Genomic DNA, 17,566 nt, shown 5'->3' on the forward strand with positions numbered 1-17,566 from the left:
GGTCTTCTGTAAGGCTGGTCTTTGGCAAGGCTGGTCTTTGGCAAGGCTGCGGCCCAAACTAATTTACATGTGAATTTTCTCTGGCGTTGGGCTGGCCCAAAGCCTATATGCCATCTTGCAATTGCTTGCCGGGCTTGCCCTAGGTAAAGAGCAGTGGCTTCAGCGTGTCGGCTCCGCCGCCATTGTGCACGCTCGTTCAAGAGATCCAGGAAACCGGCCCGTCAGTGCGCCGAACGGAGGCTAGACCATGCTGCAGAAAACCAGCCATTTCATGCGCCAGGCCAATCTCATCAATGGCGAATGGGTGCAGGCCGACAGCGGCCAAGCGGTCGACGTCAACAACCCGGCCACCGGTCTCAAGATCGGCACCGTGCCGAAGTCGGGCAAGGCGGAAACCCGCCGCGCCATCGAAGCCGCAAGCGAAGCCTTCAAGACCTGGCGCAAGACGACCGCGCTGGAGCGCTCGAAGCTGTTGCGCAAGCTGCATGACGCGATGATGGATAATCAGGATGTGCTGGCCGAACTGCTCACCATCGAGCAGGGCAAGTCGCTCGCCGAATCCAAGGGCGAGATCGGTTCGGCCGCCGCCTACATCATGTGGTTTGCCGAGGAAGGCCGCCGCACCTATGGCGATGTCGTGCCATCGCCGTGGGGCGATCGCCGCATCCTGGTGACCAAGGAGCCGGTCGGCGTCATTGCCGCCATCACGCCGTGGAATTTCCCCTCCTCGATGCTTGCCCGCAAGCTCGGCCCCGCGCTTGCCGCCGGCTGCACCGCCGTGGTCAAGCCCGCCTCGCAGACGCCGTATTCCGGCCTTGCATGGGGCGCGCTCGCCGAGGAAGTCGGCTTCCCAAAGGGCGTCATCAACATCCTGACGGGTGCTGCCGGCGAAATCGGCGACGAGATCTGCGCCAATCCGCTGGTGTCGAAGATCACCTTCACCGGCTCGACCGAGATCGGCAAGCTGCTGATCCAGAAGTCGTCCGTCACCGTCAAGAAGGTCTCGATGGAACTCGGCGGCAATGCGCCGTTCGTGGTCTTCGACGATGCCGACCTCGATCGCGCCGTCGCCGGCGCCATCACCGCCAAATACCGCAATTCAGGCCAGACCTGCGTGTGCACCAACCGCTTCCTGGTGCAGGCCGGCATCTACGACAAGTTTGTCGAGAAGCTGGCCGCTGCCAGCAATGCGCTGAAGGTTGGCTCGGGCCTGGAAGAGGGCGTGCAGCAGGGACCGCTGATCGACGTGAAGGCGGTCGAGAAGGTCGAGGAATTCATCGCCGACGCCACGTCGAAGGGCGGCAAGGTCGTTGCCGGCGGCAAGCGCCACGCGCTTGGCGGCTCATTCTTCCAGCCGACCGTCATCGCCGATGCGAAGCCTGACATGCGCTTCATGAAGGAAGAGATTTTTGGCCCGATCGCCCCGGTGTTCAAGTTCGAGACCGAGGAGGAAGCCATTGCGCTTGCCAACGACACCGAGTTCGGCCTTGCCGCCTATTTCTACACCGGCGACCTCGGCCGCGCCTTCCGGGTCATGGAAGGCCTGAAATACGGCATGGTCGGCGTCAATGAAGGCCTGATCACCACGCCGGAAGCGCCGTTCGGCGGCGTCAAGGAATCGGGCCTCGGCAAGGAAGGCGGACATCAGGGCATCGAGGACTATCTCGACACCAAATATGTCTGCATCGGGGGTCTCGGCCTCTAAATCATTGACGGGCAGGGCAGGCCGCGGGCCGGCCCTTGCCAGACGACATTCAGCCGGCCTGGAGCGGTTCAGCGTTTCACGGAAACGCCGAACCGCTCGAGTTCTTTGTTTTTTGCAATTCCGGACGGAAAACCGTTTCACACTTTTCCTGGAATTGCTCTAAGTCGATAGATCGACGAATTAGCATTTGGACATAGCGATGAAGGACGGCGAAGTCTTCGGCACGACGCAGGCGGGCGAACCCGTTCGCCGTTTCACCATCCGGGGCGGCGGCATCAGCGCCAACATCATCGGGCTCGGCGCAATCATCCAGGATCTGCGCCTCGCCGGCCACGATGCGCCGCTGGTGCTGGGCTACGACCGCTTCGAGCCTTACGAGACCGACCGGGCCTTCTTCGGCGCGGTCGTCGGCCGTTACGCCAACCGCATCCGCGACGGCCGCTTCACCATTGCCGGCCAGCGCTACCAGACCGAGCGCAATTTCCTCGGCAAGCACACGCTGCATGGCGGTTCGGAGGGCTTCTTCCAGCGGCCGTGGACGGTTTCGCTGCATGGCCGGGATTTCGTCACCCTGACCCTGCACGATCCCGAGGGCACGATGGGCTTTCCCGGCGCGCTCGACGTCACCTGCACCTACCGGCTGAAGATTCCCGGCACGCTCTCGATGGAGCTGACCGCCACCTGCGAGGAGCCGACGCTGTGCAATCTGGCGCAGCATTCCTATTTCAATCTCGACGATGGCGGCACCGGTGACATTCTCGACCACCGGCTGATGCTGAATGCCGGCGCCTATACGCCGGTCGATGGCGAGATGATCCCGACCGGCGTCGTCAAACCTGTCGACGGCACGCCCTTCGACTTCCGCCAGGCGCGGCCGCTGCGCATGGAAACGGAAGGCGAGCAGCTTCCCTACGACGTCAATTTCTGCCTGGCGTCAGCCCGGGGCCCGCTTCACCAGGTGGCGTGGGCGCAAGGCGCCAATTCCGGCGTCGAGATGGAAGTCTGGACCACCGAGCCGGGCCTGCAGCTTTACACCGGCCAGTATGTCGCGCCGACCTCGGGCGGCCTGGACGGACGGCGCTACAAGGCGTTTTCCGGCTTTTGCCTGGAAGCGCAGACCTGGCCCGACGCGCCGAACCGGCCCTATTTCCCGCAGGCCACGCTGTGGCCGGGCCAGATCTATCATCAGGTGACGGAATATCGTTTCAGGCTTCCCTAAGGTCTTAGCCCTCGAAAGCGGTTCTTAGAACCTCGAACGGCGCCAGCGCGCCTCGCACCTGCACGACAGCGGCGGCGACGCGATGCGCGCGCTGCACGGCATCCGCCGGGGCATGGCCGGCAAGCCGGGCGGCGAGATAGCCGCCATTGAAGGAATCGCCGGCGCCGGTGGTGTCGACCGGGGTGGCGACATGCTGGGCCGGAACCGGCTGCAGGGCTCCGCCAGTGGCGATCAGCGCGGGTTCCTCGCCATTCTTGACGACGACTTCGCCGACCAGTTTTCCGAACCGCTCGGCGGTCGCTTGCGATGCCGTGTCGCCAAACAGCATCTGCTCGTCGGGAAAGGTCGGCAGCGCGATGTCGGTGACGGCAAGCGCGTCGAGGATCGCGGCTTGCGCCTCCTCGCGGCTCTGCCACAGGCGCGGCCGGTAGTTGGGGTCGAAGGCGACGAGCGAACCGGCAGCCCGCGCCTTGGACACTTCCGCCAGCAACGTCTTGCGCGCGGCGGCGTCCAGAATTGCCAAAGTGATTCCGGAAAAATACACAAGAGCCTGGTTTTCAAGGCTTTTTGCCAAGGCGGCCGGGTCCGAGGCGAGCCGCCTGGCCGCCGCGTCGCTGCGCCAGTAGGTGAAGGCGCGTTCGGCGCCGGTCAAGGTGATGGCGTAGAGGCCGGGCCGCGCGCCTGGGATGACCGGGCTGGCGCCGATGTCGATGCCGTTTTCGGCGAAGAACGAAATCTGGCCCTGCGAGAAGGGATCGTCGCCGAAGGCCGAGACATAGGTCGCCGGCCGCTCGCCGCTCAGCGCATGCAGCGCCCACAGCGTGTTGAACGTGTCGCCGGCAAAGCCCATGCGCCAGTTCGGCCCGGCCTGGCCGGACAGCTCGAGCATGCATTCACCGATCGAAGCGACGCCGTCTGCTGCCATGTATCTGTCTCCGGATCAGTTCGCTGCTGTAGCTTTTTGCGGCCGGCAGCGCCATGCTTGGCGGCGGCGGTTTTTTGCGCCAGAAGCGTTTTCCCACAGAAGCGGCGGGACGCGAATTGCTTCCCGAGACGTTATGCCCAGAAGAGGAACCGGTTTGGCATCGATATGGCGTTATCTTCTTGCGGGCGTTGGTCTGGCCGGCTTGCTGGCTGGCATATTGGCGATCGTCTATCTGACCGCGCCGCAGTCGGCGCCGGGCCCGGATATTTCGCGCTCGAAGAAGACGGCGAACGGCTTGTTTGTCGCCAGCATTCAGCCGGAACGCGGCGTTATCCGGCAAGGCGAACTGCAATCCTGGTTGCTGACCCTGAAGACGGTCAACGGCGATTCCGTGGAAGGTGCGGCGATCTCGGTGTCCGGCGGCATGCCGCAGCACAATCACGGCTTGCCGACCAGTCCGCAGGCGACCGATTATCTTGGCGAGGGGCGCTACAGGATCGAGGGGCTGAAATTCACCATGAGCGGCGTGTGGCAGTTGCGCTTCGCCATTTCGGCGGCGGCCGGTTCCGACACGGTCGTCTTCAACGTGGTGCTGTGAGCGGATGAACGGCCTGTTGCGCCTTCTGGCATTGGCGGCGGTCGTGCTCGTTGCCGGCTGCGGCAAACCGGATTTTTCCGATGCCGAGAAGAAGACCATCGCTTCGCTGGCGCTGAACACCTTGCCGGCGCTCAAACCCGACACCACCAACCGCTTCGCCGACGTGCCGGCCGCCGCCGCCCTGGGCTCCACTCTGTTCTTCGATCAGGGGATGAGCCGTGACGGGAACGTATCCTGCTCGACCTGCCACAAGATCGACCGGCAATTCCAGGATGACCTGCCGCAATCCGTCGGCGTTGGCCGAACCAACAGGCGCTCGATGCCGCTGGCCGGCATTGCCCGCAATCCGTGGTTCTTCTGGGATGGACGGCGCGACAGCCTGTGGGCGCAGGCGCTGACGCCGCTGGAAAACCCGCTTGAGCAGGCGGGGAACCGCGCGGCCTTCGCGCATTACATCCAGAAGCGGTTCGGCGAGCGCTATGAGCGCATCTTCGGGCCACTGCCGGATCTTTCCGCCGTGCCGGCCAACGCCAGCCCGCTCGGCAATGAGGCCGAGCAGGCGGCGTGGAAGGCAATGACCGCGGCGCAAATGGACGACGTCAACCGCGTCTTTTCCAACATCGGCAAGGCGATCGCCGCCTTCGAACGGTCGATCGAACCGGCACAGACGCGCTTTGACCGCTTTGCCATCGATCTTGCGTCAGGCGCCAAGCCGAAAGCCGACGATGCCTTTTCGCAGGAGGAGATGCTCGGGCTGAAACTGTTCATCGGCAAGGCCAATTGCGTCACCTGCCATAACGGCCCGCGCTTCACCGACAACGCTTTCCACAACACCGGCGTGCGGCCGGTCAGGGATTTGCCATTGGATCGCGGCCGTTTCGATGCGGTGGCCCAGGTTCAGGCCGACCCATTCAACTGCTTCGGCGCCTTCCGCGATGGCGACGCCGGCGCCTGCGGAGAACTGCGCTTCATCGTCAAGGCAGCACCCGAACTGATGCGTGCCTACAAGACGCCGTCGCTGCGGGGCGCGGCGACACGGCCGCCCTATATGCATGCCGGACAGTTCTCCACGCTGGAGGAGGTGGTGGCGCACTACGCGAAGGCGGAGGCGGCCGTTGAAGGCACCTCCGAAGTGCACCCGTTGCAACTGTCGGACCGCGAACGCGCGGCGCTGGTGGCATTTTTGAAGACGCTGTCGGAGTGAGCTAGCGATCCTTCACCGTCTCCATGGCCACGAAGGTCGAGGTCTGCGCAACATGCGGCAGTGCCGAGATGCGCTCGCCGAGCACGCGGCGATAGGCGGCGATGTCGGTGGTACGGACTTTCAGGAGATAATCGAAGCTCGACGCCATCATGTGGCACTGCTCGATCTCCGGCACGGTCTGCACCGCACGGTTGAAAGCATCGAGCGCGGCCGAGCGCGTGTCCGACAGTTTGACCTGGACGAAGGCGACATGGCCTTCGCCCATGCGCTCGCGATCGATGATCGCCTGATAGCCCCTGATATAGCCGTCCTTCTCCAGGCGCTTCACCCGCGCCTGCACCGGCGTCTTCGACAGGCCGACCTTGCCGGCCAGTTCCGACATGGACAGCCGCCCGTCGCGCGCCAGCGCCGACAGGATGTTTCTGTCGATGCGGTCCAATTGGTCTTCTGTCACGGATATCACAGCCCATCTGATAACAATTGAGCCGCAATGATAGATCATTCGGCCTGCCATGTCGATTTCTTTGGACCGGCCGAAAATGCGGCTCTGTGCTAGCTTGCGCCATTCGGTCCGGCGACCGCCGGCCCGCTCCCAGATGCTTGCTCCGCAGGACCGCCATGCCGCTCGACACCATCCGCCAGCAGATCCGCGCCAACTACCTGCCCGACGAAGACGCGGCTGTGAAGCGCCTGGCTGCCGCGACAGAACTTTCGGCCGATGACCGCAAAGCCGTCTCGGCCCGTGCCGCGGATCTGGTGCGCGCGGTGCGCGGCTCGTCCGACCCGCGGCTGATGGAGGTTTTTCTCTCCGCCTACGGCCTCTCCACCAAGGAAGGCGTGGCGCTCATGTGCCTGGCCGAGGCACTGCTGCGCGTGCCTGACACCGAGACTATGGACGACCTGATCGCCGACAAGATCGCACCGCATGACTGGTCGGCGCATTCGGGCGGGTCGAGCTCGATCTTCGTCAACGCCTCGACCTGGGCGCTGATGCTGACCGGCCGTGTGCTCGACGAAGGCGAGGGCGGCATTGAAGGCACGCTGCGCTCGATGGTTCGCCGGCTGGGCGAACCGGTGATCCGCAAGGCGGTCGCCGCCGCCATGCGCGAAATGGGCGAGCAGTTCGTGCTCGGCCGCACCATTGCGGAAGCCGTCAAGCGCGGCAAGTCGATGATCCAGAAAGGTTATCTCTATTCCTTCGACATGCTGGGCGAGGCGGCCCGCACCGAGGCCGACGCGCTGCGCTACCTCAAGGCCTATGCCGATGCGATCTCCTCGCTCGATTCAGGCTCCAACGGTCCCGATATCCGCCAGAACCACGGCATCTCGGTCAAACTGTCGGCGCTGCATCCGCGCTACGAAGAGGCACAGAAGGAAAAGATGCTGCCGGTGATGGCCGAGCGGCTGCTGTCGCTGGCGCTGGCCGCACGCCATTCGCGCATGGGCCTCAACATCGACGCCGAGGAGGCCGACCGGCTCGACCTGTCGCTCGATGTGATCGAGCGTGTGTTGTCCGAGCCGGAGCTTGCCGGCTGGAATGGCTTTGGCGTCGTCGTCCAGGCCTACGGCCCGCGCGCGGCCTTCACCATCGACTGGCTCTATGCGCTGGCGGAAAAGTACGACCGCAACATCATGGTGCGGCTGGTCAAGGGCGCCTATTGGGACACCGAGATCAAGCGGGCACAGACGCTCGGGCTTTCCGGCTACCCCGTCTTCACCCGCAAGGCCAACACCGATGTTTCCTACATGGCCTGCGCCAAAAAGTTGCTGTCGATGACCGACCGCATCTATCCGCAATTCGCCACGCACAATGCCCATACCGTCGCCGCCATCCTGTCGATGGCTGACAACCGTGACGCTTTCGAATTCCAGCGCCTGCACGGCATGGGCGAAGCGCTGCATGAGACGGTGCGCCGGGCCGAAGGCACGCGCTGCCGCATCTATGCGCCGGTCGGCGCGCACTCCGACCTCTTGGCCTATCTGGTTCGCCGCCTGCTGGAGAATGGCGCCAACTCCTCCTTCGTCCATCAGCTCACCGACGAGGACGTCGAGCCGGAGGATATTGCGCGCGATCCGCTCGAGACGGTCGAGAGCCAGGGCCCCGCCGCCAATCCGGCAATCGCTCGTCCTGCGACGATCTTCGGCGCTGGTCGGCGCAACTCGAAGGGGTTCGACATCACCGATCCGGTGACGCTGGCGGCGATCGACAAGGCCAAGGCGGCCTTTGCCGGGCCCGAGCGCTGGCATGCCAAGCCGATCACGCGCGCCGCCGGCTACGGCAAGCAGCGCCCGGTGGTCAATCCGGCAAAGCCTGCCGAGATCGTCGGCACGGTCGCCGAAGCCGCTGCCAAGCAGGTCGCGACCGCGGTGCGCTTTGCTGTGGAAGCGCAGCCGGCCTGGGCGAAGCGTCCCGTTGCCGAGCGCGCCGCCATCCTCAACCGCGCCGCCGACCTCTATGAGGCCAATGCGGTCGAGTTTTTCGCGCTGGCTACAAGGGAAGCCGGCAAGTCGCTGGCCGACGGCGTGGCCGAAGTGCGCGAAGCCGTCGACTTCCTGCGCTACTACGCTGCCGAAGCGGCCAACAACGAAGCGGGCACCCAGGCGCGCGGCGCGATCGTGTGCATTTCGCCGTGGAATTTCCCGCTCGCCATCTTCACCGGCCAGATCGCGGCAGCGCTCGTCACCGGCAATTCGGTCATTGCCAAGCCGGCCGAACAGACGCCGCTGATCGCCTTCCGCGCCGTCGAACTGCTGCGCGAGGCCGGCGTGCCGGAAGATATCATCCAGCTTCTGCCGGGCGACGGTCCGGCGGTCGGCGGACCGCTGACCGCGGATCCGCGCATTGCCGGCGTCTGTTTCACCGGCTCGACCGAGGTCGCCAAGCTGATCGAGAAACAACTGGCCGAGACGGCTGCGCCGGACGCCATGCTGATCGCGGAGACCGGCGGTCTCAATGCCATGATCGTCGATTCCACAGCACTGCCCGAACAGGCGGTGCGCGACATACTGGCATCGGCTTTCCAGAGTGCAGGCCAGCGCTGTTCGGCGCTGCGCGTGCTCTACGTGCAGAAGGATGTCGAGAAGAAGATGCTGGATATGCTGAAGGGCGCCATGGAAGCGCTCACCATCGGCGATCCCTGGCAGATTTCGACCGATGTCGGGCCGGTCATCGATGACGAGGCGCAGGAATCGATCCGCGAGTATTGCACCAAGATGGGGCTGCAGGGCCGGTTGATTGCCAAGCTCGAAGCACCGAAGGACGGCCGCTTCGTTGCGCCGCATGTGTTCCGGGTCAAGGGCATCGAGGAGATGGAGCGCGAAGTGTTCGGTCCGGTGCTGCATGTCGCCAGCTTCGACGCCGACGGGATCGACGCCGTCATCGCCGCCATCAACCGCAAGGGCTATGGCCTGACCTTCGGCCTGCACACCCGCATCGAAGGCCGCGTCCAGCATTTCGTCGACGGCATCCATGCCGGCAACATCTATGTCAACCGCAACCAGATCGGCGCCGTCGTCGGCTCGCAGCCCTTTGGCGGCGAGGGGCTTTCGGGCACCGGGCCGAAGGCCGGCGGGCCGCATTATCTCCGGCGGTTCCGCAAAGGGCCGGAGGCGGGCACGGAGATTGCCGAGGGCCACAAGGTGACGGCGACCGAACTGGCCGACAATCTGCCCGATCCGACGCTTGGCGGCTGGTCGACGCGGCCGGACCGCATCGCCATTTTGAGAAAACATCTGCGCGGCAAGGGCGCTGCAGCCATCGGCGCTGCAGCCGCCATCGATTTCGGCCAGGTCGACCTGCCCGGACCGACCGGCGAGGCCAACACGCTGTCGCTGTCGCCGCGTGGCCGGGTGCTGTGCCTCGGTCCGGACGCCGACACGCTGCTTGCCCAGACGATCCAGGCGCTGGCCGCCGGCAATGCGGTGCTGGCCGTGGCGCCGGGCGCGCCGGCGGCACTGTCGGCGCTGACCGGCAAGGGGTTGCCGCTGGCGGCCATAGACGGTCGGCCAGACCCAGTCGAAGCGCGTTCGCTGCGCGTCGATGTCGTCGCCTTCTCGGGCAGGCCCGAGGCGGCCCGTATCGTGCGCAAGGTCATTGCCGACCGCAGCGGGCCGATCGTGCCACTGGTCAGCGAGGTGCTCAACCCGGCGGCCTATGCGCATGAACGCGCTGTCTGCGTCGACACCACGGCTGCCGGCGGCAATGCCAGCCTGCTCGCGGCGGCCTAGGGGACTTTTCGCAGCTCGCTTGCCTGCAACGAGTTGCAAGGATATGCGCAAGGGACAGAGAGCAACTCGAGCGGGCAGCTGAACAGATGGAAGACACGTCCGGACCGTTTGAGCTGCCGCGCGTGGCGGTGGTCATCACCTGCTTCAACTATCGGCCGTACGTCGAACAGGCGATCCGCTCGGTGCTTGCGCAGACCTACCGGAATTGGGAATGCGTCATTGTCGACGATGCCTCGACGGACGGCTCGGCCGGCTTTGTCCGCCAGCTTCTAAGGGATATAGACGACCCGCGCCTGCGCCTGCTGGCGCGCGAGGAGAATGGCGGGCAGATCGCGGGACTCCGCGACGGCTTTGCCGCAACCGACGCGCCTTTCGTCGCGTTTCTGGATTCCGATGACGTGTGGCTGCCGGATTTTCTCCTTGCGCATCTGTCCGCCCACCTCAACACGACGCATTCGGCCGCTCTGTCGAGTTCCGATGTGTTCCTTGTCGATGGCGGCGGCACCTTGCTGGGCGGCACCTTCCTTGCCTTGCGCAAACCGCGGTCCGGACCGGATCGCAGTGGCGTCGCCATCGCGCCCGGTGGCCGGCTTGCCGGCATGGCGCCCGGGATCGCCTATGCATCGGAGCATCCGGTAACCTATTTCGCACCTGCGGTGACGGGCTGGCTGTGGTCGCCATGCTCGGCGATCATGTACCGGCGTGGCGCGCTGGAACCGGTATTGTCCTTCCCGTTCAAGGCCAAGGTCGGGACGGATTATCTGACGGCGACACTCGCGCACCAGGCCGGCGGCAGCCTCATCCTGTCAGAAGGTCTCGGCCTCTATCGCCTGCATGGCTCCAACCTGTCCACCGGAACTGCCTTTGCCGGCGGCAATGTGCGGCAAACGCCTGCATACAGGAGCTACAGGAGCGTGTTGGCGGCGGATGCCGCAGACTATTTGCTGGCGAATTCTGCCTGGCTCAGCGATCTCAACGGGCGCAATTTCATAGCTGCATTCCTGACGCAGCATGTGCGCCAGTTCCCGGAGTTGGCCGGTGATCCGCGGTTGGCGCGCTACCTGACACGCGGACAGCCCTGGCGGCGGCTGCGCCTGCACATTGCCCAGCGGCTTCGGCGACTGGGCGGCCGGAATTCAACCGGAACATGACGGCATCTGCCCGTCGTCAGATCTCGTCGACGGGTGAAATCTCAATCAGGCCCCTTCGACGACCGAAAAGCCTTCGAACTGCGGATGGCCGAGATAATGCACCTTCGAGGTGCCGGTGTTGCGGTGGGCGGCGCGAAAATTCTCGGATTTGGTCCAGGCGACGAAATCCTCATGGCTTGCCCACACCGTGTGCGAGGCAAACAGCGTGTAACCGTCGGCCTCGTTGACCGGGCCGCGCAGCAAGTGGAATTCCCTGAAGCCTTTCATCTCCGAGAGGCTCGAATCGCGGTTCTTCCAGACATCCTCGAAAGCGGTCTCCGAGCCGTTCTGGACCTTGAAGCGGTTCATGGCGATGTACATTGGGCTTCCTCTTGAATTGATGGACGATGACATTTGGCGAAGGTCTACGAGCTGGTTAAAACGGACCGATCCGCGCCCTGAACACCCAACTTGATAATCCGGTCTCGGGTGGAATGGGCGGGAACGGGGCTTGCTGGCGCACCAGTTTCAAAGCGAATTGGTCTAGTTCGGCAGACCCTGAACTTTCGACAAGCTGCAAGTCGCTGACGCTGCCGTCAGCCATGACGACGAAATAGACCCTGGCATTGTTGCGAGCCTTGGCTTGAATTTCCTTCGAAACGCGCCGGTTAGCGCGGGCAAGCTTCTTTTGAATTTCACCGCCGTAACGAGATTCCATCGCATTGCCAGCCGCGTCCTGGTTTTTACCCTTGCTGGCAACCGCCAGTGCGTCGCGTTCTTCGCCATCTGCCGCACCGCGGGTATCTCCAGATCCGGCTGGAGGGGTCGGCCGCGGGCTCGGGACTGGTGGTTTGGCAGCAGGCAAATCAACGGCGGGCTCGTCGGCGGGCGGTGCCTCTGAACTTTGCGTTTGAACCCCTGGCGGAGTCGACGTCTCAGCGCTTGGGGCGACAGTTTGATCATTCGGGATGGCGGCCGTCAGTGTATCTGGCGCGGCGGTCGCCTGTTCGGCGGCTTCCGGCGCAGGCTTGGGCGCCGCCGGCTCCTTTACCGGTTGAGGCGCCTCGGTCGGCGGCACGGGTCGAACGGCCTCGGGCTTGGCCGGCTGCGGATCGGTTACCAGGGTAACATCGACCGCGTCGGGAGCCTGGCTGTCCAAGGCGCTGCCGACCACCTCGGCGCCCGATTGGTCGGTGCCTTCGGATTGTATCGCGTTACTGGAATCGAATGTCCCTGCGGGTCCGATGAAGAACGCCGCTGCGGCAGCGGCATGGAGCAGGCAGGACGCGACGATCGCCACAGTCCATTTGCGGTCCGCGGCCGCCGGCTGTACGAGCTCGTCCACAGTTATCGCCGGTTCGTTGCCGGCGTCGGGGAGGGGGGCGATGTCCTGCATGGTTCGCGGCGAGACCTGCCGCGAGCGCGGCGGGATTGTCAAATCAAGATCGGTTGCCGGCCATAACGGAGGGCCGGAGACAGGCCGCGCCGGAATATCTTGCAGGAAGGCGGGATGCAGACCCACCTCAAACGCCGAATGCGATACCGGTCTTGGTCTCCGTCTTCAGGCCGCGCATGCAGGCGCCCGGTTCGACGCCGGCGCATTCGGTGGCGCTGTTGATCAGCACGCGGCTGAGTTTGGTGCAGTCGGTGCCGGCGAGGTCGAAGCGGATCACCTTGGTCTTGCCGGCCGGCAGGTCCTTGAAGTCGAGCACGCTCAGGCGGTCGACAATGCCGGCCTCGTTGAACAGCGCGATTTCGAATGCCGCCTTGGAAAGATCGGCGCCGAGCGCATTGTTGACGACGAAGGTCAGGCGGCAACCCTTTTCGGAGGGCTGCGCGGCATTGAGCTCGAGGCTGAGTTGCGGAGCCGGCGCGGACTGAGCCCACGCCGGCATCAAGCCAAGCGACATCGCCAGCGTCGAGGTCAGGAGCCGAAGCGATGCCGTCAAACTTGTCATGGGTGTCAGCCTCCAAAGCGCATGGTTGCGGCCAGCTTCAGCGTGATGCCGGGTTCATAGATGACGGCGGTGGTGCCGCCGTTCAGCGGGTTGGTGTATTTGACGTCGAACAAATTGTCGGCGCGGAAGTCCACCTTCAGATTGTCGGTGGCCTGGTAACTGGCGAAGGCGTTGACCAGAGTATAATCCTTGGCTACGGGGTTGCCCTTCGGCTTGCCGTTGTACTGCACCTCGCCGCCGACGGTCAGCTTGTCCTGAAGGAAGCGGAAGCCGAGCTGCCCGGTGACCTGCGAGGACGGGATGGTGGCAAGGTCGGCGCGCTCACCTTCATCGGAGATGGTGTGGCCGTTGGTGATCGAGGCGGAGAGCCCGGCATAACCCCAGGCGGCATCGTAGACGCTTTCCAGTTCGAAGCCGTTTATCTTGGCCTGGGCGACGTTCTGGTACTGGAAGCAGATCGGAATGCCGGGGCCGAACGGGCAGCCGCTGGTCGGGTCGAATGTCGACAGTGTGACGCCTTCGATGTAGTCGTCGACATCGTTGTGGAAGTAGGCGGCCTTGAGCCGGAACGCGTCGCCGGCCTCGATAAGGTCGTTCAGCTTGTAGTTGACGCCGAACTCGGTGGTCTTGCCGGTTTCAGGCCGCAGGTTTGGGTTGGGCAGGAACGGGAAGGTGACGCCTGCCGGATGGTTGCCGCTGATCAGCGTTTCGGTCAGCGACGGCGAGCGGTAGCCTTCCGCGTAGGTGCCATAGAACTGCAGGCCCGCCAGGCTGGCGCTTTCGAAGGGCGTGACACCAACGGTGATGCGCGGCGACAGACGATCACCTGACGTTTCGTGGGTGCTGTCTTCGAGGCTGTAATTGTCGTAACGCAGCCCGGCAATGACCTCGAGCCAGTCCCAGGTGAGCTTGTCCTGGATGTAGGCGCCCGAAACACTACGCTTGCCCGATGGGGTGTAGAAGCTGTCGCCGCCGGCGGTGCCGCCGGTCTCGACATCGTCACCCACCCAGTCGCCGCCATAGGTCAATTCGTGCGCAACACCGGCTGTTTCGAAGCGCGACGTGTTCCAAATGTCGACGCCGGCCGTGCCAACGTCGAAGGTCGAGGTCGAACCGACGGGCAGCAGCACGGGAAGGCCGGTCGACGGATCGAAGCGGTTCTGCGGGACCAGCGTGGTGAGGTCGAGATTGGTCTTGTTGTAGGAGGCGTTGATGTGGAGATCGAGCCAGCTCCTGGCGTCGTCAGTGATGTTGTAGCGGGCGGTGAAGGTGTTCGACTTCAGGTCGACGTCGTTGGCCGGCACGCCGCCGCTGGTTTCCGTCCAGCCGTCGCTCGAGCCGACCCAGCCGAGCTTCAATTCGCTGTTCTCGCTCGGGTGGATTGTGGTCTTGAGCAGGCCGCTCAGCACGTCGAAACCGGTACCGGCGACGGTGTCGCCGCTGCCATTCTTGTAGTCGCCGTAGTCGCGGTAGACGATGTTGCCCAGCACATCCAAATCGTCGTTGAATTTGTAGGCGCCGCTGGCGCTGGCGGTCCAGCCCTTGCCGTTGCTTTCATAGCGCCCGGTGACGGAGCCGGCCCAGGTTTCGCCCGGTCTGAGGAAATCCACCGCATCCTTGGTGTCGAAGAAGACGACGCCGCCAATGGCGCCGGAGCCGTAGGTGTTGGCGGTCGGTCCGCGAATGACGTCAACGGATTTGATGAGCTCGGGATCGACATAGAAGGTCGACTGCGTGCCGTGGTCTGAGCGCTGGAAATTCTGCCTGGCACCGTCGACGATGACCGCGACGCGACCGAAATCCTGCAGGCCGCGGATGTTGATGCTGGAGCTGACGCGTCGCGCATCGGCCTGCACGGCGACACCAGGCACACCGAGCAGCATTTCGTTCGGCGTCGTCGCCATGCGGCGGTCGAGCTGTTCCTGGTCAACATGGCTGGCCGAGGCCAGCGATTCGATTGCCGTCTCGCCGGTGCGGCTGATGACGAGGATCTTGTCCAGCAGGGTCGCGCCGGCGGGCGCCGGCTTGGTGTCCTCGGTTTTCCTGGTCTGGTCGGCCTGGTCAGGGGCCGGCTGAGCGTTGGCCGGCGATGTCAGCAGCGCGATCGTCGCTGCCCCCGCAAGCAAGGCTGCCATTGCCTTTGCCATAGGCCGATGCACCGGATCGGCGTTCGCCAGACCCAGTCGTCCACAATTTCCCAAGCCCATGCCCCAACTCCAAAATTCCAGGTTCGATGCTGGCTGGCTTGGTGCTCGCTGGCATTTTTCATTCTGTCCGGCGTCTTAAATGTTGACTTTGGTCCGGTATTGCACTGACTAATAAACATGATTATTCGAGTCAAGAAATGAATCGGCATTTTTGCAACGCCTAGCCAGTTGCCCGGCACAGGAAAGGGATCGAAAGAGATGAACACCCACAATCCCAACGACTTTCGTTACCGCGTCCGCCGTTCCGAGGAGACGCCGACCCGCTTCGACCGGGTGCCGCTGGCGGTGCGGACGCTGTCCTCCAACACGCTGTTCCAGGGCGAGCACGAGATCGGCATCGAGCACCATGGCGCGCTCTATCGGCTGAAGATCACCCGCCAGGGCAAGCTCATCCTCAACAAGTGACGAAACGACCAAACACGGCAGACAGGTAAGCAGGACATGGACCAGCGCGCAAAACCCGCCCCGCATGAAATCCGGCGGGCGCGGGCAGACAATCCGAAAGCGCGCGAGCGCGATCTTGCCGCCGAGCTCGGTATTTCCGAGGCCGAGCTGGTGGCCGCGCATTGCGGCGACGGCGTCGTGCGCGTCGAGCCCAGGGTCAACGATCTTCTGACCGGCCTCGACGCCATCGGCGAAGTGATGGCGCTGACCCGCAACGAAAGCGCGGTGCACGAGAAGATCGGCGTCTACGACAAGGTTGTCACAGGCACGCACAACGCCATGGTGCTGGGCGAAAACATCGACCTGCGCATTTTTCCCAAAGTCTGGGCGCATGGCTTTGCCGTGGAAAAGCGCGACGGCGGCGACATCCGCCGCAGCCTGCAATTCTTCGACGCGGCCGGCGATGCGGTGCACAAGGTGCATCTGCGGCCGGCTTCCAATCTCTATGCCTACCAGAAGCTCGTGGCCGCACTCGAATCGCCGAACCAGGAGGCGACCGTGTCTATCGCAGGCCTGGCCGACGACGACGCGGAGACGTCGGGCATTGCCGCAGACATCGATGATCTGCGCGACCGCTGGAGCCGGCTGACCGACGTGCATCAGTTCTTTGGCATGTTGAAAACGCTGAAGCTCACCCGCCGCCAGGCCGTGCGCATGGTCGGCCAGGACTATGCCTGGCTGCTCGACAATGACGCCATCGGCGCCATGTTCCACCATGCCGCCGCCGACGGCATGCCGATCATGTGTTTTGTCGGAAACCGAGGCTGCATCCAGATCCATTCCGGTCCCGTCAAGTCGATCAGGCCGATGGGGCCGTGGATCAACGTGATGGACGAGACGTTCCACCTGCATCTGCGCACCGACCACATCCAGGAGGTGTGGGCGGTGCGCAAACCGACCAAGGACGGTCATGTCACCTCGCTCGAGGCCTATGGCGCCGACGGCAAAATGATCATCCAGTTCTTCGGCAAGCGCCATGAAGGCGAGGGCGAGCGCGACGACTGGCGGTTCCTTGCCGAGAACCTGCCGCGCATTCCAAGCCCGACCGCAGCCTGAGGAGACGACGATGATTTCACTGTTCAGGACGCTTGCCGCGGCCTTGGGCCTGTCGCTGTTTATTGCCGCCCCAGTGCCGGCCAGCGAGAACGTGGCCGTGTTTGCCGACACGTCGCGGATCGTGGCGATCGGCGGTTCGATCACCGAGATCGTCTACGCGCTTGGCGAGGAAGGTCATCTCGTCGCCCGCGATTCGACCAGCCGCTACCCCGCCGCCGCGGTCGCGCTGCCCGACGTCGGCTATATGCGCCAGCTGTCGCCGGAAGGCGTGTTGTCGGTCAATCCTTCGGGCATTCTGGCGCTGCATGGCAGTGGGCCGAAGGAAGCGGTCGATGTGCTGAAAAAGTCGAGCGTTCCGTTCATCGACGTGCCCGAGCATTACAGCCATGACGGCATCCTGGAAAAGATCCGCATCGTCGGCAAGGCGCTCGGCGTCGATGCCAAGGCCGAGAAACTTGTGGCCGAGACCGACGCCAAGCTGAAGGCGGCCGAGAAGCAGACGGCGTCGATCAAGCAGCGCAAGCGCATCCTGTTCGTGCTGTCGATCCAGGGCGGTAAGATCCTGGCCGCCGGCACCGACACCGCCGGCGACGGCATCATCAAGCTCGCCGGTGCGGTCAACGCCGTCGAAGGTTTTTCCGGCTACAAGCAGATGTCCGACGAGGCCATCGTAACCGCCAGGCCGGACGTGATCCTGGCCATGAAGAATGCCGGCCCGCCGATTGCGGAGGCCGAGCTGTTCGCCATCCCGTCGATCACCTCGACGCCGGCCGGTGAAGGCCGCAAACTGACCCTGATGGATGGCAGCTATCTCCTCGGCTTCGGGCCGCGCACGGCCGATGCCATCCACGATCTGGCCGCCTCGCTCTATGGCAGCCAGGTCACGGACTGAG

Annotated in this window: 15 protein-coding genes; 9 read left to right on the forward strand and 6 right to left on the reverse strand. The window is 64.2% G+C overall.

Annotated elements, in window-relative coordinates; genetic code table 11:
• The first annotated feature begins 247 nt into the window (after positions 1-247).
• A complete protein-coding gene (locus tag X757_RS157390; RefSeq protein ID WP_023714372.1) occupies positions 248-1,705 on the forward strand; it encodes an NAD-dependent succinate-semialdehyde dehydrogenase in 1,458 nt (485 codons plus the stop codon).
• Between the two features lie 193 nt (positions 1,706-1,898).
• The gene (locus X757_RS157385) at positions 1,899-2,924 is read left to right on the forward strand and encodes an aldose epimerase family protein (RefSeq protein WP_023714373.1); all 1,026 of its coding nucleotides are present in this window, start codon (positions 1,899-1,901) and stop codon (positions 2,922-2,924) included.
• A 4-nt stretch (positions 2,925-2,928) separates the two neighbouring features.
• Here X757_RS157385 and X757_RS157380 read toward each other — a convergent pair whose 3' ends face one another.
• Complete coding sequence (locus tag X757_RS157380; RefSeq protein ID WP_023725631.1) at positions 2,929-3,849, reverse strand: sugar kinase; 921 nt, start codon at positions 3,847-3,849, stop codon at positions 2,929-2,931.
• Between X757_RS157380 and X757_RS157375 the strand changes: the two genes are divergently transcribed.
• Together X757_RS157375 and X757_RS157370 are read left to right on the forward strand one after the other, a co-directional pair.
• A complete protein-coding gene (locus X757_RS157375; RefSeq protein ID WP_245260578.1) occupies positions 3,773-4,447 on the forward strand; it encodes a FixH family protein in 675 nt (224 codons plus the stop codon). The two genes, X757_RS157380 and X757_RS157375, sit on opposite strands and share 77 nt — an antisense overlap.
• A gap of 4 nt (positions 4,448-4,451) precedes the next feature.
• Positions 4,452-5,651 carry a cytochrome-c peroxidase gene (locus X757_RS157370; protein WP_023696486.1) on the forward strand — a complete coding sequence of 400 codons (1,200 nt, stop codon included), beginning with the start codon at positions 4,452-4,454 and terminating at the stop codon, positions 5,649-5,651.
• A gap of 1 nt (position 5,652) precedes the next feature.
• On the opposite strand, the gene X757_RS157365 is transcribed toward X757_RS157370, so the two are convergent.
• Complete coding sequence (locus X757_RS157365) at positions 5,653-6,105, reverse strand: Lrp/AsnC family transcriptional regulator (protein WP_023696487.1); 453 nt, start codon at positions 6,103-6,105, stop codon at positions 5,653-5,655.
• A gap of 164 nt (positions 6,106-6,269) precedes the next feature.
• Between X757_RS157365 and putA the strand changes: the two genes are divergently transcribed.
• Both putA and X757_RS157355 read left to right on the forward strand, forming a co-directional pair.
• Entirely contained in the window at positions 6,270-9,878 is a 3,609-nt protein-coding gene (gene putA, locus X757_RS157360) for a bifunctional proline dehydrogenase/L-glutamate gamma-semialdehyde dehydrogenase PutA (protein ID WP_023725633.1), read from the forward strand.
• 86 nt (positions 9,879-9,964) lie between these two features.
• Positions 9,965-11,029 (forward strand): glycosyltransferase family 2 protein, encoded by a 1,065-nt coding sequence (locus X757_RS157355; RefSeq protein WP_023725634.1) that lies wholly within the window; start codon positions 9,965-9,967, stop codon positions 11,027-11,029.
• A 45-nt stretch (positions 11,030-11,074) separates the two neighbouring features.
• On the opposite strand, the gene X757_RS157350 is transcribed toward X757_RS157355, so the two are convergent.
• Genes X757_RS157350 through X757_RS157335 form a run of 4 tightly spaced genes read right to left on the reverse strand, consistent with a single transcriptional unit; the run spans position 11,075 to position 15,101 of the window.
• Positions 11,075-11,389 carry an antibiotic biosynthesis monooxygenase gene (locus X757_RS157350; RefSeq protein WP_023725635.1) on the reverse strand — a complete coding sequence of 105 codons (315 nt, stop codon included), beginning with the start codon at positions 11,387-11,389 and terminating at the stop codon, positions 11,075-11,077.
• 55 nt (positions 11,390-11,444) lie between these two features.
• A complete protein-coding gene (locus X757_RS157345) occupies positions 11,445-12,530 on the reverse strand; it encodes an energy transducer TonB (protein ID WP_306413598.1) in 1,086 nt (361 codons plus the stop codon).
• Between the two features lies 1 nt (position 12,531).
• Positions 12,532-12,966: a hypothetical protein gene (locus tag X757_RS157340; protein ID WP_023725637.1), complete on the reverse strand. Its 435-nt coding sequence runs from the start codon at positions 12,964-12,966 to the stop codon at positions 12,532-12,534.
• Positions 12,967-12,971: 5 nt separating this feature from the next.
• A complete protein-coding gene (locus X757_RS157335) occupies positions 12,972-15,101 on the reverse strand; it encodes a TonB-dependent hemoglobin/transferrin/lactoferrin family receptor (protein ID WP_031251168.1) in 2,130 nt (709 codons plus the stop codon).
• A 270-nt stretch (positions 15,102-15,371) separates the two neighbouring features.
• On the opposite strand from X757_RS157335, the gene hemP reads away from it, so the two are divergent.
• From hemP to X757_RS157320, 3 genes are read left to right on the forward strand one after another with little or no spacing between them, the layout of a single operon-like run.
• Entirely contained in the window at positions 15,372-15,578 is a 207-nt protein-coding gene (hemP, locus tag X757_RS157330; RefSeq protein ID WP_023673860.1) for a hemin uptake protein HemP, read from the forward strand.
• Between the two features lie 36 nt (positions 15,579-15,614).
• A complete protein-coding gene (locus tag X757_RS157325) occupies positions 15,615-16,673 on the forward strand; it encodes a hemin-degrading factor (RefSeq protein WP_023725639.1) in 1,059 nt (352 codons plus the stop codon).
• A 10-nt stretch (positions 16,674-16,683) separates the two neighbouring features.
• The gene (locus X757_RS157320; protein ID WP_023725640.1) at positions 16,684-17,565 is read left to right on the forward strand and encodes a hemin ABC transporter substrate-binding protein; all 882 of its coding nucleotides are present in this window, start codon (positions 16,684-16,686) and stop codon (positions 17,563-17,565) included.
• Position 17,566: the final 1 nt, after the last annotated feature.

The sequence above is a fragment of the Mesorhizobium sp. LSHC412B00 genome, assembly GCF_000503035.1.
GTDB lineage: Bacteria > Pseudomonadota > Alphaproteobacteria > Rhizobiales > Rhizobiaceae > Mesorhizobium.

Excerpts from the sequence above, each read along its gene's own strand:
- X757_RS157390 (WP_023714372.1), top strand. The coding sequence starts at position 248 with ATGCTGCAGAAAACCAGCCATTTCATGCGCCAGGCCAATCTCATCAAT.
- X757_RS157375 (WP_245260578.1), top strand. The coding sequence starts at position 3,773 with ATGCGCCAGTTCGGCCCGGCCTGGCCGGACAGCTCGAGCATGCATTCA.
- X757_RS157370 (WP_023696486.1), top strand. The coding sequence starts at position 4,452 with ATGAACGGCCTGTTGCGCCTTCTGGCATTGGCGGCGGTCGTGCTCGTT.
- hemP (WP_023673860.1), top strand. The coding sequence starts at position 15,372 with ATGAACACCCACAATCCCAACGACTTTCGTTACCGCGTCCGCCGTTCC.
- X757_RS157320 (WP_023725640.1), top strand. The coding sequence starts at position 16,684 with ATGATTTCACTGTTCAGGACGCTTGCCGCGGCCTTGGGCCTGTCGCTG.
- putA (WP_023725633.1), top strand. The coding sequence starts at position 6,270 with ATGCCGCTCGACACCATCCGCCAGCAGATCCGCGCCAACTACCTGCCC.
- X757_RS157340 (WP_023725637.1), bottom strand. The coding sequence starts at position 12,966 with ATGACAAGTTTGACGGCATCGCTTCGGCTCCTGACCTCGACGCTGGCG.
- X757_RS157350 (WP_023725635.1), bottom strand. The coding sequence starts at position 11,389 with ATGTACATCGCCATGAACCGCTTCAAGGTCCAGAACGGCTCGGAGACC.
- X757_RS157325 (WP_023725639.1), top strand. The coding sequence starts at position 15,615 with ATGGACCAGCGCGCAAAACCCGCCCCGCATGAAATCCGGCGGGCGCGG.
- X757_RS157335 (WP_031251168.1), bottom strand. The coding sequence starts at position 15,101 with ATGGCAGCCTTGCTTGCGGGGGCAGCGACGATCGCGCTGCTGACATCG.
- X757_RS157355 (WP_023725634.1), top strand. The coding sequence starts at position 9,965 with ATGGAAGACACGTCCGGACCGTTTGAGCTGCCGCGCGTGGCGGTGGTC.
- X757_RS157380 (WP_023725631.1), bottom strand. The coding sequence starts at position 3,849 with ATGGCAGCAGACGGCGTCGCTTCGATCGGTGAATGCATGCTCGAGCTG.